Source organism: Micromonospora mirobrigensis (genome assembly GCF_900091555.1).
In the GTDB taxonomy this organism is placed as follows: Bacteria; Actinomycetota; Actinomycetes; order Mycobacteriales; family Micromonosporaceae; genus Micromonospora; species Micromonospora mirobrigensis.
In genome coordinates this window covers 165,083-186,197 of sequence record NZ_FMCX01000001.1, presented here as the reverse complement: position 1 = coordinate 186,197, position 21,115 = coordinate 165,083, and the positions used below count along the sequence as shown (strand labels likewise).

21 protein-coding genes are annotated in these 21,115 nt (G+C 74.7%); 13 read left to right on the top strand and 8 right to left on the bottom strand.

Annotated elements, in window-relative coordinates; all coding sequences use genetic code 11:
• The first annotated feature begins 89 nt into the window (after positions 1-89).
• The 5 genes from GA0070564_RS00865 (at position 90) to GA0070564_RS00845 (ending at position 5,204) form a co-directional block, all read left to right on the top strand.
• Positions 90-827, top strand: coding sequence for a lysophospholipid acyltransferase family protein (locus tag GA0070564_RS00865; protein WP_091601187.1), 738 nt, complete (start codon positions 90-92; stop codon positions 825-827).
• The gene (locus GA0070564_RS00860) at positions 824-1,831 is read left to right on the top strand and encodes an NAD(P)H-dependent glycerol-3-phosphate dehydrogenase (protein ID WP_091601185.1); all 1,008 of its coding nucleotides are present in this window, start codon (positions 824-826) and stop codon (positions 1,829-1,831) included. The genes GA0070564_RS00865 and GA0070564_RS00860 overlap by 4 nt, the downstream gene beginning before the upstream one ends.
• Positions 1,828-2,955: a cystathionine gamma-lyase gene (locus tag GA0070564_RS00855; protein ID WP_091601183.1), complete on the top strand. Its 1,128-nt coding sequence runs from the start codon at positions 1,828-1,830 to the stop codon at positions 2,953-2,955. Before GA0070564_RS00860 ends, GA0070564_RS00855 begins: the two co-directional genes overlap by 4 nt.
• 328 nt (positions 2,956-3,283) lie before the next feature.
• Entirely contained in the window at positions 3,284-4,078 is a 795-nt protein-coding gene (locus GA0070564_RS00850; protein WP_091601181.1) for a putative protein N(5)-glutamine methyltransferase, read from the top strand.
• 73 nt (positions 4,079-4,151) lie between these two features.
• On the top strand, positions 4,152-5,204 hold the full coding sequence (locus GA0070564_RS00845) for an ROK family protein (protein WP_091601179.1): 1,053 nt from the start codon (positions 4,152-4,154) through the stop codon (positions 5,202-5,204).
• Positions 5,205-5,222: 18 nt separating this feature from the next.
• Here GA0070564_RS00845 and GA0070564_RS00840 read toward each other — a convergent pair whose 3' ends face one another.
• Positions 5,223-5,423, bottom strand: a complete 201-nt coding sequence (locus GA0070564_RS00840) for a DUF397 domain-containing protein (RefSeq protein WP_091601177.1) — start codon at positions 5,421-5,423, stop codon at positions 5,223-5,225.
• Between the two features lie 4 nt (positions 5,424-5,427).
• Complete coding sequence (locus GA0070564_RS00835; RefSeq protein WP_091601175.1) at positions 5,428-6,273, bottom strand: helix-turn-helix domain-containing protein; 846 nt, start codon at positions 6,271-6,273, stop codon at positions 5,428-5,430.
• Positions 6,274-6,532: 259 nt separating this feature from the next.
• Between GA0070564_RS00835 and GA0070564_RS00830 the strand changes: the two genes are divergently transcribed.
• Positions 6,533-6,748 carry a hypothetical protein gene (locus tag GA0070564_RS00830; protein ID WP_091601173.1) on the top strand — a complete coding sequence of 72 codons (216 nt, stop codon included), beginning with the start codon at positions 6,533-6,535 and terminating at the stop codon, positions 6,746-6,748.
• Between the two features lie 2 nt (positions 6,749-6,750).
• Here GA0070564_RS00830 and GA0070564_RS00825 read toward each other — a convergent pair whose 3' ends face one another.
• Entirely contained in the window at positions 6,751-8,058 is a 1,308-nt protein-coding gene (locus GA0070564_RS00825; RefSeq protein WP_091601171.1) for an ATP-binding protein, read from the bottom strand.
• A gap of 208 nt (positions 8,059-8,266) precedes the next feature.
• On the opposite strand from GA0070564_RS00825, the gene GA0070564_RS00820 reads away from it, so the two are divergent.
• Positions 8,267-9,361: a D-alanine--D-alanine ligase family protein gene (locus GA0070564_RS00820; protein ID WP_091601169.1), complete on the top strand. Its 1,095-nt coding sequence runs from the start codon at positions 8,267-8,269 to the stop codon at positions 9,359-9,361.
• Positions 9,362-9,372: 11 nt separating this feature from the next.
• On the opposite strand, the gene GA0070564_RS00815 is transcribed toward GA0070564_RS00820, so the two are convergent.
• Both GA0070564_RS00815 and GA0070564_RS00810 read right to left on the bottom strand, forming a co-directional pair.
• The gene (locus GA0070564_RS00815) at positions 9,373-10,038 is read right to left on the bottom strand and encodes a DUF3515 family protein (protein ID WP_176730517.1); all 666 of its coding nucleotides are present in this window, start codon (positions 10,036-10,038) and stop codon (positions 9,373-9,375) included.
• Positions 10,039-10,272 (bottom strand): Lrp/AsnC ligand binding domain-containing protein, encoded by a 234-nt coding sequence (locus GA0070564_RS00810; RefSeq protein WP_088970229.1) that lies wholly within the window; start codon positions 10,270-10,272, stop codon positions 10,039-10,041.
• A gap of 122 nt (positions 10,273-10,394) precedes the next feature.
• Between GA0070564_RS00810 and GA0070564_RS00805 the strand changes: the two genes are divergently transcribed.
• Positions 10,395-11,333, top strand: coding sequence for a thiamine-phosphate kinase (locus GA0070564_RS00805; RefSeq protein WP_091601167.1), 939 nt, complete (start codon positions 10,395-10,397; stop codon positions 11,331-11,333).
• 7 nt (positions 11,334-11,340) lie between these two features.
• Here the strand turns inward: GA0070564_RS00805 and GA0070564_RS00800 are convergent, their stop codons facing one another.
• Entirely contained in the window at positions 11,341-12,327 is a 987-nt protein-coding gene (locus GA0070564_RS00800) for a DUF5937 family protein (protein WP_141714678.1), read from the bottom strand.
• A 230-nt stretch (positions 12,328-12,557) separates the two neighbouring features.
• On the opposite strand from GA0070564_RS00800, the gene GA0070564_RS00795 reads away from it, so the two are divergent.
• Together GA0070564_RS00795 and GA0070564_RS00790 are read left to right on the top strand one after the other, a co-directional pair.
• Positions 12,558-13,376 carry a hypothetical protein gene (locus GA0070564_RS00795; RefSeq protein ID WP_091601163.1) on the top strand — a complete coding sequence of 273 codons (819 nt, stop codon included), beginning with the start codon at positions 12,558-12,560 and terminating at the stop codon, positions 13,374-13,376.
• A 125-nt stretch (positions 13,377-13,501) separates the two neighbouring features.
• Positions 13,502-13,969, top strand: a complete 468-nt coding sequence (locus GA0070564_RS00790; RefSeq protein WP_091601161.1) for a GNAT family N-acetyltransferase — start codon at positions 13,502-13,504, stop codon at positions 13,967-13,969.
• Positions 13,970-14,077: 108 nt separating this feature from the next.
• Here GA0070564_RS00790 and rpmB read toward each other — a convergent pair whose 3' ends face one another.
• Entirely contained in the window at positions 14,078-14,269 is a 192-nt protein-coding gene (gene rpmB / locus GA0070564_RS00785) for a 50S ribosomal protein L28 (protein ID WP_007456456.1), read from the bottom strand.
• Between the two features lie 202 nt (positions 14,270-14,471).
• On the opposite strand from rpmB, the gene GA0070564_RS00780 reads away from it, so the two are divergent.
• From GA0070564_RS00780 to recG, 3 genes are all read left to right on the top strand, one after another.
• On the top strand, positions 14,472-15,404 hold the full coding sequence (locus GA0070564_RS00780) for an NAD-dependent epimerase/dehydratase family protein (RefSeq protein ID WP_091601159.1): 933 nt from the start codon (positions 14,472-14,474) through the stop codon (positions 15,402-15,404).
• Between the two features lie 113 nt (positions 15,405-15,517).
• A complete protein-coding gene (locus GA0070564_RS00775) occupies positions 15,518-17,137 on the top strand; it encodes a DAK2 domain-containing protein (RefSeq protein WP_091601157.1) in 1,620 nt (539 codons plus the stop codon).
• Complete coding sequence (gene recG / locus GA0070564_RS00770; RefSeq protein WP_091601156.1) at positions 17,134-19,335, top strand: ATP-dependent DNA helicase RecG; 2,202 nt, start codon at positions 17,134-17,136, stop codon at positions 19,333-19,335. Before GA0070564_RS00775 ends, recG begins: the two co-directional genes overlap by 4 nt.
• Positions 19,336-19,876: 541 nt before the next feature.
• Here the strand turns inward: recG and GA0070564_RS28725 are convergent.
• Positions 19,877-20,953, bottom strand: coding sequence for an LPXTG cell wall anchor domain-containing protein (locus tag GA0070564_RS28725; RefSeq protein ID WP_141714677.1), 1,077 nt, complete (start codon positions 20,951-20,953; stop codon positions 19,877-19,879).
• Between the last annotated feature and the right edge of the window lie 162 nt (positions 20,954-21,115).

Sequence of the window (21,115 nt, the reverse complement as noted above, 5' to 3'; positions counted from 1 at the left end):
TACCCTCACTGGCCGGACCCGGGGCGAGCAGGCATGATTTCCCAGCGACCACACCGCGGGTGCGGGCGCGCGGGCAACGAGGAGGCAGGGTGACACGGCGCAGGCTGGGATTCTGGCAACGGTTCGCCGTGGTGCTGGTCAAGCCCGTGATGACCGTCTGGAGCCGGCGCACCTGGCAGGGCATGGAACACCTGCGTGAGCCCGGCGGCGTCATCATCGTGCCGAACCACCTCTCGCACGCCGACCCGCTGGTCTCCGCCCACTTCGTCTACGACTCCGGCCGCTGGCCGCAGTTCCTCGGCAAGGCCAGCGTCTTCCGGGTGCCGGTGATCGGCTGGATCCTGCACCGGTGCAAGCAGATCCCGGTGGAGCGCGGCACGGTCGACGCGGTGAAGTCGCTGGACAAGCTGGTCGCCGCGCTCGACGCCGGCGGCGCCGTGGTGATCTACCCGGAGGGGACCACCACCCGCCATCCGGACATGTGGCCGATGAAGGGCAAGACCGGCGCGGCGCGGCTGGCGCTGGCCACCGGGGCGCCGGTCGTGCCGGTGGCGATGTGGGGACCGGAGAAGATCTTCGACCCGCGTACCAACCGGTTGAGCCTGCGTCCGCGGATCCCGGTCACCGTGGTCGCCGGCCCGCCGATGGACCTGAGCCGGTGGGCCGGGGCCACCCCGACCCGGGCCACCCTGGAGGAGATGACCGAGGCGATCATGCTGCGGCTGCGCGACATGCTCGCCGAGATCCGGGGCGGCACACCGCCGCCCCTGTGGGAACGTCCCGGCCGGAGCCGGCCCAGCGACCAGCACCCGGAGGCGGCAGCGTGAGCGGACACGTGGCGGTGCTGGGAGCGGGCTCCTGGGGCACCGCGTTCGCCAAGATCCTCGCCGACGCCGGCCGGGAGGTGACCGTGTGGGCCCGGCGGGCGCCGGTGGCCGAGGCGATGCGCACCCACCGGCGCAACCCGGAGTACCTGCCGGAGCTGCTGCTGCCGGAGCGGGTGTCGGCCACCGGCGACCCGGTCGAGGCGATCACCGGCGCCGAGCTGGTGGTCCTTGCCGTGCCGTCGCAGACGCTGCGCGGCAACCTCGCCGAGTGGGTGCCCCACCTGCACCCCGACGCCACCCTGGTCTCCCTGATGAAGGGGATCGAGCTGGGCACCACCAAGCGGATGAGCGAGGTGATCATGGAGACCGCCGGGGTGACCGGTGACCGGGTGGTCGTGGTCTCCGGCCCCAACCTCGCCCCGGAGATCGCCGCCGAGCAACCGGCCGCCACCGTGGTCGCCGGCACCGACCCGGGCCGGGCCACCCTGGTCCAGACGTCGATCCGGACGCCGTACTTCCGGCCGTACACCAACGACGACGTGATCGGCTGCGAGCTGGGCGGGGCGGTCAAGAACGTCATCGCCCTGGCGTACGGCATCGCCACGGCGATGGGCTTCGGCGACAACACCCGGGCGATGCTGATGACCCGCGGCCTGGCCGAGACCGCCCGGTTGGGCGTGGCGCTCGGCGCCGACCCGATCACCTTCGCCGGCCTGGCCGGCATGGGCGACCTGGTCGCCTCCTGCTCGTCGCCGCTGGCCCGCAACCGCACCTTCGGCGAGCACCTGGGTCGCGGCGAGACGTTGGAGCAGGCCCAGACGGCGACCCGGCAGACCGCCGAGGGCGTGAAGAGCTGCCTGGCCATCCGGGACCTGGCCCGGGCACACGGGGTGGAGATGCCGATCACCGAGCAGATCGAACGGATCTGCCACGAGGGGATGGACCCGCGACTCGCCGTGGACACCCTGATGAGCCGGACCGCCAAGCCGGAGTCGTACGAGTGAGCGGCGGGTGGGGGGACGGGACGCGCAGTGTGCGGGCCGGGCTGCCCGAGCCGGTGCCGGGCCAGCCGTTCCTGCCGGGGCCGGTCTTCGCCGCGCCGTACCACCTCGACCCGTGGCAGGGACCGTCGGCCGCGGCCAACGGCTACGGCCGCCCGGACAACCCCACCCGGCGGCTGCTGGAGGCCGCCGTCGGGGAGCTGGAGGGGGGCGACTGCCGCGTCTTCGCCAGCGGGCAGGCGGCCATCACCGGCCTGCTGCTGGCCCTGCTGCGGCCCGGTGACACCGTGGTCCTCCCCGCCGACGGCTACTTCCCGGTGCGCGCCTTCGCCACCGACACCCTCGCCGGCATCGGCGTACGGGTGCTGTTCGCGCCGACCGCCGGCCCGTACCCGTCGTTCGACGGGGTGAAGCTGGTGCTGGTGGAGACCCCGGCGAACCCCGGCCTGGACGTGGTCGACCTGGTCGAGCTGACCGGGCGGGCGCACGCCGCCGGGGCGCTGGTGGCCGTCGACAACACCACCGCCACGCCGCTCGGGCAGCGCCCGCTGGACCTCGGCGCGGACCTGGTGGTGGCCTCCGGCACCAAGGCCCTGACCGGGCACTCGGACCTGCTCCTGGGCTATCTGGCCACCCGCTCGACCGAGCTGCTGGAGCCGTTGACCGCCTGGCGGACCGTCACCGGCGCCGTCCCGGGCGCATTCGACGCCTGGCTGGCCCACCGCTCGCTGGCCACCCTCGACCTGCGGCTGGGCCGGCAGAGCGGCAACGCCGAGGCGGTGGCCCGGGCCCTGGCCGGGCGGCCCGACGTGACCGGACTGCGCTGGCCGGGGTTGCCCGACGACCCGGCGTACCCGGTGGCGTCGGCGCAGATGCGCCGGATCCCCGGGGTGCTCTCCTTCGACCTGGGCGGCGCCGAGCGGGTCGCCCGTTTCCTGGACGCCTCCCGGCTGGTCGGCGCCGCCACCTCGTTCGGTGGCCTGCACACCACGGCCGACCGGCGGGCCCAGTGGGGCGACGACACCGCGCCCGGCTTCGTCCGGCTCTCCTGCGGGGTGGAGGACCCGGCCGACCTGGTGGCCGACATCGTGGCCGCCCTGGACGCCGCCGGCCCGGACCGCGCCTGAGACTTCCGAGTGCGTGGTCCGCCGCGCCGGTGCCCTCCGGGCGGTGGTCCGCCGCGCGCTCGGGTCGACGAGTCCGTCGAGCGTGATACCTCGGAGTCATCAAAATTCCTCTGAGGTATCACGCTCGAAAAGAATTCCGCCCCGACCGGGCGACGCCGAGGCGCGCAGCGCAGGGCGGAACCGCTATCGTCATGGCGGCCCCGCGGTGGGGCCTCGACCCCGAGGAGGTGAGTCCGATCCGTCAGTCAGCAGGACCGGCGCTCCCTCCCGAGTCCGGGTCGCGATAGCGGCCCCGGGAGCGCCGACGAGCGTTCCCGGAAGGTTTCCCATGGCATCCGCCACGCACCACCCCGACCGTCCCGCCCTCGTCCGTCGGCTCCGCGCCGCCGGCTGCGTCTTCGCCGAGGACGAGGCCGAGCTGCTCATCGCCGCCGCCGACTCGCCCGTGGCGCTCGCCGCCCTGGCCGACCGCCGGATCGCCGGTGAGCCCCTGGAACATCTGCTCGGCTGGGCCGAGTTCGACGGCCTGCGGGTCGCCGTGGACCCGGGGGTGTTCGTCCCGCGCCGACGTACCGCCCTGCTGGTGCGGGCGGCGGCGCAGCGGGCCGCGCCGGACCCGGCGATGGTCGAGCTCTGCTGCGGCACCGGCGCGGCGACGCTGGCCCTGGCCCCGCTGGTCCGGCCCCGCTGGGCCGCGGCGGTGGACGTCGACCCCGCGGCGGTGGCCTGCGCCCGCCGCAACCTGGCCCCGCTCGGCGTCGAGGTGTACGCCGGCGACCTCTTCGACCCGGTCCCGGTGAGCTGGCGGGGCCGGCTGGACCTGGTGGTGGCCAACGCGCCGTACGTCCCGACCGACGCGGTGGCGCTGCTGCCGCCCGAGGCGCGGCTGCACGAGGCCCCGGTGGCGCTCGACGGCGGGCCGGACGGGCTGGCCGTGCTGCGCCGGGTGGCGGCCGGGGCGGCCCGGTGGCTCGCGCCCGGTGGTCACCTGGTGGTCGAGGCGAGTGTCGGGCAGGCCCCGACGCTCTGCGCGGTGCTCACCGGGCAGGGCCTCACCCCGACCGTGCTGCACGACGACGAGCTGGGAGCCACCGCGGTCGCCGCCCGCCGCGGCCCGGGGTAGCCGCGGAGCGTGGCGGGCCGGCGAACGGGGAACTAGCCTCACGTCAGGCGGTTCGGCGGCGAGAGGTGGCGCGGTGGGCAGCGTGGGTGTCCCGGTGGTGGTGGGCCTCGACAACGGCGGAACCAGCAACAACGCCACCGTGCTGACGCTCGACGGGCGGTTCCTGGTGGACGGGCTGATGGAGACCCCCAGCGACGTCCGCTCCGGTCCGCAGGTGGCCGTCGAGGCGCTGGCCCGGGCGTTCGACGGGGTGTTGGCGCACACCGGGGTGCCGCGTGAGCTGGTCCGCGCGGTCGGGCTGGACACCCCCGGCCCGGCCTCCGCCACCGGCGTGATCTCCTCCCGCGGCTCCACCAACTTCGCCCACCCCGCCTGGCGGGGCTTCGACGTGCGGGGCGCGCTGCAACGGCGGCTCGACCTGCCGGTGGTCTACCACAACGACGGCAACGCGGCGGCACTCTACGCCCACCACGTCCACTTCGGATCCGACGCGATGCGCCGGTCCTCGGTGTCGGCCATCGTCGGCACCGGGTTGGGCGGCGGGGTGGTGGAGGGCGGCCGGGTGGTCACCGGCGCGGCCGGGATGGCCGGCGAGTTCGGCCACGTGCACATCCCGCTCACCGGCCTGCTCGGCCCGGGCCAGGCCGTGCCGACCTGCGCCTGCGGCTTCTCCGGCGACGCGGAGAGCGTCGCCTCGCTGACCGCGATCGAGCGGAACCTGCTGCCGTACTGGCTGCCCCGTCACCCCGGCCATCCGCTCGCCGCCGAGCCGCCGGCCCGGGCCGCGAAGCTGGTCCGGGGGTACGGCGAGCGCGGCGACACCCTGGCCCGGGAGGTCTTCGCCCAGCAGGCGATGGCGCTGGGCCGGCTGTTCACGATCGCGGCGAACTTCACCGACCCGCACGCGTACTTCGTCGGGGGAGGGGTGGTGGAGGCGGCACCGGAGTTCCGGGACTGGTTCCTGGCCACGGTGCGGGAGCACACCGTGCTCCGTGACGAGCAGGCCGAGGTGGCCACCTTCGCCCTGGTGCCCGAGCGGGACATGGCCGGCGCGCGGGGGGTGGCCATCGCGGCGGTGGAGGCGCTGCGGGCCGGGCCCGCTCCCGGGCCGCTGGTGGGCGGTTAGCGCCTCCCGGTCCGCCGGTCAGCGGCGGGGCGGGGATCCGGCGAAGGCGGCCCAGGCGGCGGGTGCGAAGAGCAGGGCGGGGCCGGTCGGGTCCTTGGAGTCGCGTACGGCCACCGTGCCGGGCAGGACGGCCATCTCCACGCAGGCGCCCTCGTCGCCGCTGCGGCTGCTCTTGCGCCACCGCGCCGCGGCCAGGGCCGCGCTGGTCGTCGGTGTCATGGTCCTACCGTCCCTTCAGGAGCTGGTGGAGCTGCTCCCGGCTCGCCGCGGGGGTCAGCGCGACGGTCCGCAGGTGCTCCATGATCTTGGTGCAGGTACGCAGGTCGCCGGGCCGGTCGAGGACCATCTGCCCGGCCACGGTCTCCACCGAGGCGATGATCGGGTCCTCCGGGTCGGCGAACTCCAGGATGTGCAGGGATCCCCGGGTGCCCCGGTGGTAGCCGGCGCGCAGTGGGATGACCTGGACGGTGATGTTGGGCAGCTCGGCCATCTTCAACAGGTGTCGAAGCTGCCCGTCCATCACCGTCCGGTCGCCGACCGGCCGGAGCAGGGCGGCCTCGTCGATGATCGCGTCGAAGATGGGCGGCTGGTCGCCGGTCAGCCGCTGCTGCCGGTCCAACCGCAGGTGCACCCGCTGTTCGACCTGCTCGTCGGTGAGGGTGTGCGGGCCACCGCGCATCACCCCGCGGATGTAGTCGGCGGTCTGGAGCAGGCCGGGCACCACCGAGGGTTCGAAGTTGGCGATCCCGGTCGCCTCCGCCTCCAGCGCGATGAAGTCGATGGTGCGCCGGTCGAGCAGGTACGAGTAGGAGACCCACCAGCCGGGCTTGCGGGCGTCCTTGGCCAGCTCGACCGCCGCGGCCACCTCGTCGGCGCCCACGCCGTAGCAGGTGAGCAGGGCGCGTACGGTCGCCGGGCTGATCAGCGTCTGGGCGTTCTCGTACCGGGAGAGCGTGCTGCGGGTGCTGTTGATCTCGTCGGCGGCGGCCTCGAGGGTGAGGCCGGCGGCCTCCCGGTGGGCGCGCAGGGCGATGCCGAGCCGTCGCGCCCGGGCGGTCTTCGGAGCCATACGTCGATGGTGGCACATGTCCGCGGGAAGGGGTACATGAGAGAACGTCGATGAGAGTTGCATTCATGCGTTCGCACATGTCAATCTGTGAGCACGTCCTCACCGCCGGTTGTCGTGGCGACGGCGGGGGTGAGCGACTGGAGGGGATGGGGTGCGCGGCGATCGGGTTTGTCCCCCGGGCCCGATCGCCGCGTGCCACGCCACCGGGCCGGGAGGGAGCTGCGATGCCGACGGGCAGACGACCGCGCGGTGGGGCCCGATGACCCGCTTCCTGGTGGTGCTGACCGACGTCCGCCCCCTCGCCGGCACCGAACGCAACGAGCGGGCCTGCCCGGAACGACGCCGCCAGGTCGTCGGGGCGAGCAGCCGGGAGGCGGCCGACCGGATAGCCGGCGCCTTCATGGCGCTCGGCATGGTCCGCGCCGGCCGCCAGCGGGTCAAGGTGATCGCCGTCGGCCGGCGCCGCGAGGGTTGACCTCAGAGCATCCGGCGCCGCTTCAGGTACGCCACCAGGTCGTCGTAGACCCCACCCTCGTTGGCGAACATCGCGACGTTGCGGGCGGTCGACAGCCACGGCCGGGTGGAGGGCCGGACCTCCCGCAACGCCCGCTCCAGATCCCGCTGCTCGATCATCCGCACCTCGCCGGTACGCACCGAGTCGGCCATCGCGAACTCGGCGGCCGTCTCGCAGAGGTGGGCCAGGTCCGCGCCGGAGTAGTCCTCGGTCGCCGCGACCACCTTGCGCAGGTCCACGTTGGCGATCGGCCGCTCGCGCAGGTGGTACTGGAGGATCGCCGCGCGGGCCTCGGCGTCCGGTGGCAGCACCAGCACCACCCGGTCCAGCCGGCCCGGCCGGCGCAGTGCCGGGTCCACGTCCCACGGGGTGTTCGTGGCGGCCAGCACGAAGACGCCCTCGTTGCTGCCCTCCATCCCGTCCAGCTCGGCCAGCAACTGGTTGCCGAGCGTCCGCATCGCGCTCGACCCCACCTGGGACCGTTTGTGGCCCAGCGCGTCCACCTCGTCCAGGAAGAGCACGCACGGGGCGTTGCGGCGGGCCGCCTCGAACAGCTCGTGCAGGTTCCGCTCCGAGTTGCCGATCCACATGTCCAGGACGTCCACGATGGACAGCGAGAGGAACTTCGCACCCATCTCGCCGGCCACCGCCCGGGCCAGGAAGGTCTTGCCGCAACCCGGCGGTCCGTACAACATCAGGCCGCCGCGCAGGCTCTTGCCGTACATCCGGCGCAGCTCGGGGTTGCGCAGCGGGCCGAGGAAGGCCAGCTCCAGCCGCTCCTTGACCGCGGTCATCCCGCCCACGTCGGCCAGCCGGATCCCGCTGGACTCCACGTCGTAGACCCGGTCGCCGTCGCCGGCCACCGGCTCCGGCTCGTCGCCGGCCCGGGCGAAGCGCGGCGGGACGACGTCGGCCAGCTCCCGCTCGTACGCCGCCAGCGGGTCCCCGCCGTCGCCGCTGCGGCCGTCGGTCCCACCTCGGCCGGCGGCCCCGGCGCGGTCTGCGTCACCACCGCGGCCGGCTGGGCCGGTCCGGTCCGCGGTGCCGGCGCCGGCCGGTGGGACGGCGGACCCGGTCAACGCCCGCTGCATCAGCGCCCGGGCCGGCTCGTTGCCCGGGTCCCGGGCCAGCGCCTGGCCGATCTGGGCGACCGCCTCGCCCTGCCGGCCGGCGTCGAGGAGCAACCCGGCCAGGTGCAGCCGCAGCGGCAGGTCGTCCGGCTGGCCCTCCACCGCGGCGGTGAGGCTGGCGATGAGGGCATCGGTGCTCATAGGACGAGCAGCGTAGTGCCCCCCGGCGCGACCCGTCCGGCACCGCCCCTGTCGTTACGCTACGTATACAACCCGCTGACCGGTTGCGGGGCATGCGGGTAGTCGCCGGGTATCACCAGCCGGCCCTCGCCACGCACAGTAAGGTCAACCGGGTGAGCGCCCCGGGCGAGCACGGCCAGCCGCAGTCGCGAGCGAAGAGGTGACCCCAGTGACCACCCCAGGCAAGACCCGCGTGGCGATCGTCTTCGGCGGGCGCAGCCCCGAACACGGCATCTCCTGCGTCAGTGCGGGCAGCGTGCTCGCCGCCCTGGACCCGGACGAGTTCGAGGTGGTGCCGGTGGGCATCACCCGGCAGGGCCAGTGGGTCCTGGCCAGCGGCGACCCCGCGCAGCTGGCCATCACCGACCGCAGGCTGCCGGAGATCACCGCCGGCTCCGGCGCGGAGCTGGTGCTGCGCGCCGACCCCACCGCGGCCGGTCTCCTGGTGCTCGACCCCACCCAGGGCCCGCGGGCGCTCGCGGACGTCGACGTGGTCTTCCCCGTGCTGCACGGCGCGTACGGCGAGGACGGCACCATCCAGGGCATGCTGGAGATGGCCGACATCCCGTACGTCGGGGCGAACGTCTTCGCCTCCGCCGCGGCCATGGACAAGGAGTTCACCAAGAAGCTCTGCGCCGCCGAGGGGATCCCGGTCGGGCCGTACGTGGTGCTGCGCAACGGGATGACCATGACCGAGGCGGACAAGGAGCGCCTCGGCCTGCCGGTCTTCGTCAAGCCGTCCCGGGCCGGTTCCTCCTTCGGCATCACCAAGGTCGACGACTGGGCGCAGCTCGACGCGGCCGTCGCCACCGCCCGCGAGATCGACACCAAGGTGCTGGTCGAGGGCGCGATCGTCGGCCGGGAGATCGAGTGCGGCGTGCTGGAGGGCGAGGCGGGCGGCGCCCCCGAGGCGTCCGTGCTGGCCGAGGTCCGGGTCGTCTCCGGCCACGACTGGTACGACTTCGAGGCGAAGTACATCGACGACGCCTGCGAGTACGACATCCCGGCCGGCCTGCCCGACGACGTCACCCGCCGGGTACGGGAGTACGCCACCCGCGCCTTCACCGCGCTGGACTGCTCCGGGCTGGCCCGGGCCGACTTCTTCGTCACCCCGGAGCTGGAGATCTACCTCAACGAGATCAACACCATGCCGGGCTTCACGCCGACGTCGATGTTCCCGCGGATGTGGGCCGCCTCCGGCCTGGAGTACCCGAAGCTGGTCAACCGGCTGATCCGCACCGCCCTGCGCCGCGCCGGCCGCTGAGCCGGCGCGGGTCAGCCGGTGCAGCCGGAGGGGACCGCCTTCGCCGAGGGCACCGAGGCCACGATCGCCTCGGCGATCGGCGCGGACCACTGGAGCGCCCCGTCGTAGGCGCGCGGCACGGTGACGGTCACCGGCACCTCCCGGTCGACGGTGGTGAGCGCGGTCGGGCCGTCCTTGACCTCCACCGGGTGCCAGCAGACCCCGTTGACCCGCCAGACCTCGTCGGTGGACGGGAACTGCGGCTGCGCACCGCCACAGGCCACCGTGAGCGCGGGATCGCCGTACGCGGCGTTCTGCTCCGGGCCGGCGGTGACCGGCCGCTGGGCCAGGTCGCGGACGGTGTCCGGCAACTGGGAGACCAGCGCGCGGCAGACCACGCCCTGGCGGGCCGCCAGCGCCGGGGCCGGCATCTCCACCGGCCCGGTCGCCTGGGCGCGGGCCGTGCTGGTGGCCGGCGCCGGCGCGGCGGCCGGCTCCGGCGGGGAGAGCCTAGCCAGGACCAGCGCTCCGACCAGGGCGGTCACCGGCACGGCGACCAGGGTGGCGATCAGCGCCGCCCGGCGGGTCGACCGGTCGGCGACCGGGGCGGCCGCCGGGGTCGCCGTGAGGTCGATCACGGTGTCGTCGTCCGGCCGGGGCCGGTCGTCCACCGCGCGGGAGGAAGTGATCTCGTCCACTTAGAGGCGCACCACCGAACACGTGAGGGTGCGGGTGATGCCGGGCACCATCTGCACCTTGCTGACGATGAGTTTGCCGAGCTCGTCGACCGTGTTGGCCTCGGTCAGCACGACCACGTCGTACGGCCCGGTGACGGCGTCGACGCGGACCACGCCGGCGATGTCCGCGATCCGACCGGCCACGTCACGCGCGCGCCCGACCTCGGTCTGGATGAGGATGTACGCCTGTACCACGACTCGACCTCCGTCCGCCGCCGCTCGAGGGCGGCCCGAAGGGTGAAACTACCTTACGGAGCAGGCGTGACCCCGATCGGTGGTCACGGAGAAGCGGTGAGCGAGCAGGGCGAGGGAGCAGGATGAGCGTGACCGGTGTCGGGGAGTTCGGACTGATCGGGCGGGTCACCGCCCGACTGTCGTACGGGCCGACCTGCCTGCTCGGGCCCGGTGACGACGCGGCGCTGGTCACCGCGCCCGACGGGCGGGTCGCCGCGTCCACGGACGTGCTGGTCGAGGGGCGGCACTTCCGGCGGGACTGGTCCAGCGCGCGGGACGTCGGGCACCGGGCGGCGGCGGCGAACCTCGCCGACATCGCCGCCATGGGAGCCGCGCCCACCGCCCTGCTGGTCGCCCTCTGCGCGCCGCCCGACCTGCCCGCCAGCTGGGCCGAGGAGCTGGCCGACGGGCTGGGCGCCGAGGCCGCCTCGATCGGGGCGAGCGTGGTCGGCGGGGACATGTCGGCCAGCCCGACGCTCACCGTCGCCGTGACCGCCCTGGGCGACCTGGCCGGCCGGGCCCCCGTGCTGCGCTCCGGCGCCCGCCCCGGGGACGTGCTGGCGCTCTCCGGGCGGACCGGCTGGGCGGCGGCCGGCTACACCGTGCTGTCCCGCGGTTTCCGGACACCGAAGCTGCTGGTCGAGGCGTACCGCCGGCCGCAGGTGCCGTACCGGGCCGGACCGGAGGCCGCCGCCGCCGGGGCGACCTCGATGATCGACGTCTCGGACGGGCTCCTCGCCGACCTCGGGCACGTGGCCCGGGCCAGCGGGGTCGCCGTCGACGTCCGGCGGGACGCCTTCGAGGTGCCCCGCCAGATGGGGGACGCGGCGCAGGCGCTCGGCGTCGACCCGTACACCTGGATCCTGACCGGTGGCGACGACCACGCGCTGGCCGCGACCTTCCCGGCCGGGACGGAGCTGCCCCCGGGGTGGCGACCGGTCGGCGCGGTGACCGACGGCGAGGGCGTCACCGTGGACGGGCGCGCCTGGGACGGCCCGGCCGGCTGGGACCACTTCCGCTGAACCGCTCTCAGCCGGCCGGGAACGCCCCGTCCGGACGGGCCCCGAGCAGCGCCTCGCCCGCCCCGGTGCGCCGGTAGTAGACCAGCAGGCCGTCCCGGAACCGGGTCACCATGCCGGCCCGCAGCAGCACCCCCAGGTGGTACGAGACGGTCGCCGGCGCCAGGGTGTGCCGGCGACTCAGCTCGCCGGTCGACCGGGGCGTCCCGAGATCGGCCAGCAGCGCCGCCCGACTGCGTCCGACCAGTCCGGGCGTCGCCGGCCGGGGCGCCGCGGGCGACGGGGTGCCCTGGGCGGGGTACATCAGCACCCCGGCGCGGGGCCGGGCGAACTGCTTGAAGAAGAGCGGCCAGCCGAGCACCGTCGGGACCAGCACCAACCGGCCGCCGGTGAACGACAGGTCGACGTAGCCGGGCCGGTCGACCCGCAGCCGCCCGTCGTCCCAGCGCACGTCGGGGTGCATCGAATCCAGCAGCGCGCCCACGCCGCGCCGGCCAGCCAGCTCGCAGCGCCGGGAGATGTCGTTCTCCAGCACCGTCTCCAGGGCCGTCCAGTCGTCGGCGAGGGTGGCGCGCCAGAACCGCCAGAGGCCGTTGGCCGCCCGGGCGCCGAAGGTGCCGGCCTCGATCGCGTCCCGCACCTGCGGAGGCGGTGGTGTCGCGCCGAACACCTCCTGAAGTTGCCGGGCGACCTCGTCCGGGTCGGTCGCCGCGAGCGCCTCCAACTGGTGGCGCAGCGCCTGCTTCGGCTGGGCGGGGTCGTACTCGGGGGTCAACAGGTCCGGGAAGCCCTGCGAGCCGCGACCGGGCAGGACCGCGGAGACGAGCGCCACGTCGGGATGGCGCAGGGCGGCCGCGGCGCGGGGGCCGGTGGGCCCGGCGCTGGGGTGGGGACGGTCCACGGCCGCGTACCGGAGCCACTCGATCGCCTCGAAGGCCGGCGAGGCGTGCATCTGTACGCCGGCCAGCGTGGCCGCATCCAGTGCAACGTTGAACATGAATGACGATGATAAATGTGTCGCACCCTTCGCGGTGACCTGGATCCGACCGGACGCGAGCGACCCCGGTCACTTTTCCCGGGGGTTTTCGAGCCGGTTCGAATCGCTGGTCCGGTGTCCGACCGCCTCCCTAGCGTCCTCCTCGTCGCCCGGCGCACCGGGCGTCGGAGTTCCGTACGGCGGCGCCCTTCCCGGTGGCCGCCGACGGTCGAGCGAGGAGAGGTACCACCATGCGCATCAGCAGACGGGGGCTCGGCGCGGTCATCTGTGCGGCCCTCAGCACACTCCTGATCGGCGCCGGGGCCGTGCCGGCCTCGGCCGGATCCGGCACCGGCCGGGGCGACGTCCGGCCTGGGCAGGTCACCCCCATGTACCTGGACGGGGGCTCGTTCCTGGAGATCGACACCGCCGGGGCCCTGTGGGAGTGGTCGGACAGTAGCTCCGGCTTCTACCGCACCCTGAAGGGCAACGGCTGGGGCAACAGCCGGCGGATCACCTCGCTGGGCCTCTGGCAGGGCGTCTGCAAGGACTTCCTCGAGGTCAAGGGGGACGAACTGGTCGAGTGGATGGACTGCGGTTCCGGCTACCAGCGCTCCCACGTCATGTGGGGCTGGTCGAACGCCCGGCTCGTCACCGGCATCGACAACGACACCTTCATGGAGATCAAGACCGACGGGACGCTCTGGCAGTGGACCTGGAACGGCTCCGCGTTCGTCGGCGCGCTGAAGGGCAACGGCTGGGGCAACACCCGGATCATCAGCGGCATCGGCAGGACCTCGGACGGTTGCACCATGTTCCTCGAGGTCAAGGGGGACGAGTTGCGGCGCTGGGCCGACTGCGGCCACGGCTTCAACGTCGAACACGTCATGTGGGGCTGGTCGAACGCCCGGCTGATGGCCTCGGTCTCCGGGCCGACCACCGTCGAGAACGACGACGTCTTCGTCGAGGTCAAGACGGACGGATCGCTGTGGCGGTGGAGTGGGGTCAACGCCACCTACCGCGGTGAGCCGGCCGGGAACGGGTGGGGCAACGCCCGCCTGCTCGGCTGACTCCGACCGTGGCCCCCGCCGGACCACCACCGGCGGGGGCCACGCCGTACCGGCGCGGCGAGGCGCCGGACACCGTCCGGGGCACCACCGTCGGTAAGCGGTCACCCCGGTCGTACCCTTTACCGGTGAACGAGATCAAGATCCGCGTCCACCCCTTCGACGCGCCCGAGTCGCAGGCGCTGATCCGGGCCACCCTGGCCGACCTGGGCGAGCGGTACGGCGGCACCGGCGACGAGACCCCCGTCGATCCGGCGGAGTTCGCCCCGCCGAACGGCGAGTTCCTGGTCGCCTACCTCGACGGCGAGCCGGTCGCCTGCGGCGGCTGGCGCAGCCACGGCGGCTCGGACGACGCCGCAGAGCTGAAGCGGATGTACACCGCGCCGGCGGCCCGCGGCCGGGGCATCGCCCGGGCGTTGCTCGCCGCGGTCGAGCGCTCGGCCCGCGAGTCCGGCCGCAAGCGGGTCATCCTGGAGACCGGTGACAAGCAGCCCGAGGCGATCGCGCTTTACACCTCGGCCGGGTACGAGCCGATCCCGAACTTCGGCTACTACAAGGACGAGCCGGGCTGTCTCTCCTACGGCCGCGTCCTCTGACCACGGCCCGCATCCCGGGCCGGCGGACCGGGGTGCGGGCACGACGACAGCCGGCGGGCCCGAGGGGCCCGCCGGCTGCGACGATGATCAGGCTGTGGCGCTACCGCGTCAGGCGCGGGTGACCTTGCCGGCCTTGATGCACGAGGTGCAGACCTGCAACTTCTTGGTGTTGCCGCCACCGGCCGGGGTACGCACCGACTGGATGTTCGGGTTCCAGCGGCGGTTGGTCCGCCGGTGCGAGTGGGACACGTTGTGGCCGAAGCCCGGTCCCTTGCCACAGACGTCGCACACGCTAGCCACGGGATACTCCTGGGATTGATACGTTCATGAGGTCGCCGGCAGGCGCTGCCCGGGCAACCTGGTCAGGTTACCCGATGACCCCTGCGCCCGGCCAACCGGCCTGGTGGAGGCCGGCACTGTGGGCGCGGTCACGCGCCCGTCCGGTCACCTGGGCGACCGGTGCCCCGTCCCTGCATCGAGGTCGTACGAAGGGACGCAGACCATGAGGATAGTGCTCGCCGGAGCCTCCGGCACGATCGGGACCCCGCTGGTCCGCCGGCTCGTCGACGCCGGCCACCAGGTGGTCGGCATCACCCGTACCGAGGCGAACGCCGCCCGGCTGGCGGGCGCCGGCGTTCGACCGGTGGTCGCCGACGTGCTCGACCGGGACCGGCTGCTCGCCGCGGTCGACGACCTGCGCGCCGACGCGGTGGTGCACGAGCTGACGGCGCTGCGCCGACCGCCGGTGCGGCACGCCGACATGACCGCCACGAACGTCCTGCGTACCACCGGCACGGCGAACCTGCTGGCGGTGGCCCGGGCGGTCGGCGCGCAGCGGTTCGTCGTCCAGTCGATGGTCCTCGGCTACGGCTACCGGGACCACGGGGACCGGACGCTGACCGAGGACGACCCGTTCGGCGGGCCGGAACCGGGCGCCGCCGGGCGGCACCTGGCCGCCATGCGCTCCGCCGAGGAGCAGGTGTGCGGCGCCACCGACCTGGCCGGTGTCGCGCTGCGCTACGGCCTGTTCTACGGCGCCGACCCGAGCACCCGGGCGATCGCCGGCATGCTGCGCCGGCGCCGGTTCCCGGTGCCCCGCTCGGGTGGCGGGCTGGTCAACCTGGTCCTGATCGACGACGCGGCGGCGGCCACCGTGGCGGCGCTGGAACGGGGGCGGCCCGGTGCGGCGTACAACGTGGTGGACGGGGCGCCGGTGCGCTGGGGCGACTGGCTGGACGAGATGGCCGCCGTCATCGGCGCGCCCCGGCCGCCCCGGGTTCCGGGCGGGCTGCTGCGCGTCGTCCCGTACGCCCACCGGATGCTCAGCACCTCGATGCGGGTCGACAACGCCCGGGCCCGGGAGGAGCTGGGGTGGCGGCCGACGGCCCCGGACCACCGGGCCGGCCTGCGCGGGTTGGCCGGGGTGCTGCGCTGAGTGGCGGTCGCCGGCCGCCCGACGGGCCGGCGGTCGCCGGCCGGGTGGTGACACGCCGGTGCCGTTGCGGGCGACCCCGGCGGCTGTCGGTGCGCGCCAGTAGGCTTCTCGCCGTGCTGGAGACCCTCGACGCCGCCGCGGTGCGCCGCTGGTGCGCGAGCGGGCTGGCCGCGTTGCGCCGCCACCAGGGAGAGATCGACGACCTGAACGTCTATCCGGTGCCCGACGGGGACACCGGCACCAACCTGGTGCTCACCCTCAACTCCGCCCAGCAGGCCCTGGCGATGGACCTGGACACCCTCCCCGACGGCGGGAGCACCCCGCACGGCCACGCGCTGCGGCTGATGGCCCGGGGCGCGCTGCTCGGCGCCCGGGGCAACTCCGGGGTGATCCTGTCGCAGATCCTGCGCGGTTTCGCCGACGCGCTCGCCGTCGCCCCGGCGGTGCGGGGCCGCCAGTTGGCCGCCGCGCTGGGCGGCGCCACCACCGCAGCCTACGCGGCGGTCGCCCGGCCGGTCGAGGGCACCCTGCTCAGCGTGGTGGCGGCCGCCGCGCGGGCCGCCGAGCAGACCGACAGCGACGACCTGTGTGTGGTCGCCCGGGCGGCGGCCGGGGCCGCCGCGACCGCGCTGGCGCGTACCCCGGAGCAGTTGCCGGCGCTGGCCCGCGCCGGGGTGGTCGACGCCGGCGGCCGGGGTCTGTGCGTGCTGCTGGACGCGCTGGTCGAGGTGATCACGGGTGAGCTCCCGGAGCGGCCGGAGCCCGCGCCGCCCCGGGTCCGACCGCCCGCCACGGCCGTCCGGGAGACCGGCTCCGACGCGTACGCCTACGAGGTGCAGTTCCTGCTCGACGCCGGCCCGGCGGCGGTGGACCGGCTGCGGGCCGAGCTGGCCGAGCTGGGCGACTCGCTGGTGGTGGTCGGCGACGGCGCCTCCGACGGCGGCACCTGGAACGTGCACGTGCACGTCAACGACGTGGGCGCGGCGATCGAGGCGGGGGTGGTCGCCGGCCGGCCGTACCGGATCTCGGTGACCCGCTTCGCCGACCAGCTGGCGGCCCGGCCGGCACCCGGCGCCCGACCGGACGGCCGGGGCGCGGTGGTGGTCGCGCCCGGCAGCGGCATCGCCGAGATCTTCGCCGCGGAGGGCGCGACCGTCGTCCCGGCGAACCCGTCCACCGGTGAGCTGCTGGACGCGGTCCGGGCCACCGGAGCGGCCCGGGTGGTGGTGCTGCCCAACGACCCGAACACCCAGGCCGTGGCGAACGCCGCCGCCCGTGAGGCGCACGCGCTCGGGGTGAAGGTGAGCGTGGTGCCCACCCGTTCGCCGGTGCAGGCCCTGGCGGCCCTCGCCGTCCGCGACCCGGAGCGCCGGTTCGAGGACGACGTGATCGCGATGGCCGAGGCCGCCGGCGCCTGCCGGTACGCGGAGGTCTGCCAGGCCTCGAAGGAGGCGCTGACGGTGGCCGGCCCGTGCCGGCCCGGGGACGTGCTGGCCCTGGTCGAGGGGGAGGTGCACCTGATCGGCGCCGACCTGGTCGACACCTGCGCCGCCCTGCTCGACCGGATGCTGGGTGGCGGTGGCGAGCTGGTGACCCTGCTCTGCGGCGCCGACGCCCCGCAGGGGCTGGCCGACGCCGTACGCGAGCACGTGCAGCGGCGCTGGCCGTTCGTCGAGGTGCAGGCGTACGAGGGTGGGCAGCCGCACTACCCGTTGCTGGTGGGGGTGGAATGACGTCCGAGCCGTCCACGGTGGACACTCCGTTGAAGAAGCTGGTGGGGGAGAAGACCGCCAAGGCCCTGGCGAGCCACCTCGACCTGCACACCGCCGGCGACCTGATCTACCACTTCCCCCGCCGGTACGACGAGCGCGGCGAGCACACCGACATCCGTTCGCTCGACGTCGGCGAGCAGGTGACCGTGCTGGCCCAGGTGCAGCGGACCGCGGTCCGGCCGATGCGCCAGCGGCGTGGCAACCTGCTGGAGGTCACCGTCGGCGACGGCTCCGGCGGGGTGCTGACGCTGACCTTCTTCGGCAACCAGGCGTGGCGGGAACGGGAGCTGCGGCCGGGCCGGTGGGGCCTGTTCGCCGGCAAGGTCACCGAGTTCCGCGGCAAGCGCCAGCTCAACGGCCCGGAGTACGTCCTGCTCGGCGAGGGCGGCGACGGCGAGGCGGCGGCCAACGAGGAGGTCGAGGAGTTCGCCGGCGCGCTGATCCCGGTCTACCCGGCCGCCGCGGCCGTGCCGACCTGGGTGATCGCCCGTTGCGTACGGGTGGTGCTGGACACCTTCACCCCGCCGGAGGATCCGCTGCCGGCGACCGTGCGGGCCAACCGGAACCTGGTGGGCATCGGGGCGGCGCTGCGCGAGATCCACCGGCCGTCGAGCCAGGAGGAGCTGTACCGGGCCCGCCGCCGGCTCAAGTGGGACGAGGCGTTCGCCGTCCAGCTGACCCTGGTGCAGCGCAAGCTCCGGGCCGCCTCGTGGCCGGCGAAGGCGCGCCCGCCGAAGCCGGGTGGTCTGCTCGACGCGTTCGACGCCCGGCTGCCGTACGAGCTGACCGCCGGCCAGCGGGACGTCGCCGTGGAGATCGCCGCCGACCTGGCCGAGCCGCACCCGATGCACCGGCTGCTCCAGGGCGAGGTGGGTAGCGGCAAGACGGTGGTGGCGTTGCGGGCCATGCTCCAGGTGGTCGACGCCGGCGGGCAGGCGGCGCTGCTCGCCCCGACCGAGGTGCTCGCCGCCCAGCACTACCGGGGCGTGCTCGACCTGCTCGGCCCGCTCGCCCGCGCCGGCGAGCTGGGCGCGGCCGACGACGCGACCAGGGTGGAGCTGGTCACCGGCTCACTCGGCGCGGCGGCCCGACGCCGGGCGCTCGCCGAGGTCGCCGAGGGGCGGGCCGGCATCGTGCTGGGCACCCACGCGCTGCTCTACGAGGGCGTCGACTTCGCCGACCTCGGGCTGGTGGTCGTCGACGAGCAGCACCGCTTCGGCGTGGAGCAGCGCGACGCGCTGCGCGCCAAGGCCGACCAGCCGCCGCACGTGCTGGTGATGACCGCGACCCCGATCCCGCGCACCGTCGCCATGACCGTCTACGGCGACCTGGAGACCTCCGTGCTGTCCCAGCTGCCGCAGGGGCGCTCGCCGATCGCCTCGCACGTGGTCCCGGCCGCCGAGAAGCCGGCCTTCCTGGACCGGGCCTGGCGCCGACTGCGCGAGGAGGTGGCCGCCGGGCACCAGGCGTACGTGGTCTGCCCGCGGATCGGCGAGGGTCCGGTCTCGGACGAGGAACCGCCCCGGGAGGACGACAACGGTCGGCGTCCGCCGCTGGCGGTGACCGAGGTGGCGCCGCTGCTCGCCGAGGGGCCGCTGCACGGGCTGCGGATCGGGGTGCTGCACGGCCGGTTGCCGGCCGACGAGAAGGACGCGGTGATGCGCTCCTTCGCCGACGGCGGGATCGACGTGCTGGTGGCGACCACCGTGGTCGAGGTCGGGGTGAACGTGCCCAACGCCACCGTGATGATCGTGCTGGACGCCGACCGGTTCGGGGTGTCGCAGCTGCACCAGCTCCGCGGCCGGGTCGGCCGGGGCAGCGCGGCGGGCCTCTGCCTGCTGGTCAGCGAGGCGGCCGAGGGTTCGTCGGCGCGGGTGCGCCTGGACGCGGTGGCGTCCACCACGGACGGCTTCAAGCTGGCCGAGCTCGACCTGGAGCAGCGGCGCGAGGGTGACGTGCTGGGCGCGACCCAGTCCGGTCGCCGGTCCCACCTGCGGCTGCTGTCGCTGCTGCGGGACACCGACCTGATCCGGGACGCCCGGGCCGAGGCGGTGGTGCTGGTCGAGGAGGATCCCGACCTGTCCCGTCATCCGGCGCTGGCCGCCTCGGTGGCCGCCCTGGTCGACGAGGAACGCGCGGAATACCTGGAAAAGGGCTGACCGGCTCGGACCCGACGGCCACCGTCGTGGCCCCCTGCAGCGGGCCGCCGGGCCGCCGGGCCGCCCGGCCACCCGGCCGACGGGCACGGGCCCGGCCGACATTCGCCCCCGCTCGACGCGCAACCGGTGGGCTGGGCGGGCAGTCGCCGCGGACCGGGCGCGCTGGCGGGCATGACTTTTTCGAGCGTGATGACTCTGAGGAATATTTATACCTGAGAGTCATCACGCTCGTCGCCGCATCAGCACTCCGCCTGGGACACACCCGGACGAGGTGCAGGCGCGCACCCGGCGTATCGCAGGCGCACACCGGCGGAACGCAGGCGCGCACCCCGGGGAGACGCAGGCGCAGATCCGGGCTGGACCCTGGCGACTCTCGTCGGCGCTGGCAGGCGCACAGGCAGCGGCGTTCTCGAGTGGGGGGCAGGTGGGGCCGCCCCGGCGGGTAGGGGTGCCCCGGGCGGAGGGCGCAGACGGCGAGGGCGCAGACGGCGAGGGCGCGCCGACCAGACGGTCGGCGCGCCCTCGGGCGTCGTGCGGTGGATCAGGCGGTGAAGCGGACCTTGCGGCGGCGGGCCACCACGAAGAGCGCCACACCGGCGGCGAGCAGCACCGCGGCGCCGGCCACGATGGCGCCGGTCGCGGCACCGGTCAGCGGCAGGGTCGGGCCGTCCTCGTTGCCGCCGCCCGCGCCGGGGGCGCAGTCGGCCGGCTTCTCCCACGCCACGGCGTCGGCCGGGTTGGGCTTCTCGCCGGGGAAGCTCGGGGTGACGGTCAGACCCTCGTACGCCTCGAAGACGACCTCGGTCTTCTTGCCCGGCACCAGCTTGAGCTCCTTGGTGGTGCCCTTGTCGGTGGTGAAGACGATGGTGGCGGTCACCCCGTCGGCCGGGTTGTCGGCGGTGACGGCCAGCGCGTCACAGGCGAAGATGATCTCGAAGACCGGGGCGTTCGGCTCCTCGGGCACCAGCGGGCCGGTCGGCTCGCTCGGCTGCGGGGTGGGGGCCGGCGAGGTCGGGGCCGGGGTGGTCGGCGCCGGGCTGCTCGGGGCCGGGCTGCTGGGCTCCTCGCTCGGCGAGGTGCTCGGCTCCGGGCTGGTGGTCTCCTCCGGCGTGCTCGGGCTCGGGGTGACCTCGGGGCTCTGCGACGGCTCCGGGCTCTGAGTCGGCTCCGGGCTGCTCGGCTCCGGGGTGGGGGTGCTGGTCGGCGCGCAGTCTCCGGAGAGGACGGCGGTCTGCGTCACGGTGTTGGTGATGCGCCGGTCGCCGCGCCACCACTCGGCGCTGATCTTCAGCTCGGCCTTCTCGCCGGCCTTGACGACCTGCTGGCCCTTCAGTTCGCCGTCGGGGGCCTTGGGCAGGTCGGTGCCGACCGCGATGCCGACGATCTCGGTGGCGGACGGCGTCCACACCTCGGTGATCTTGCCGGCGATGTCCCGCTCGCTGTTCTGCACGGTCCACTGGACCTCGTAGTCGCCCGACTCCAGCTTGCAGCCGGTGCCGGAGACGATCGAGTGGTGCGCGCTGGCGGGGGCGGCGACGGCGGTCGCGGCGGCCAGGCCGACCAGGGTCGCGCCGATGAGGGCGAGCGGTCGCCGCGGCGACAGCTTCGGACGGATCACGGGTACTCCTGGGGTGAAGGGCTTCGGGTGGCGTGGGCTGAGGCCGACGGTCGCCTGCGGGGAGTGTTGCGGCCCGCGGCGGCGCCTCGCCGACGCCGCGTGCCGGCGGACCTCCCCGCCGACACCCGGCAGACCCTAGCGAGAACGCTCTTCACGTCACAG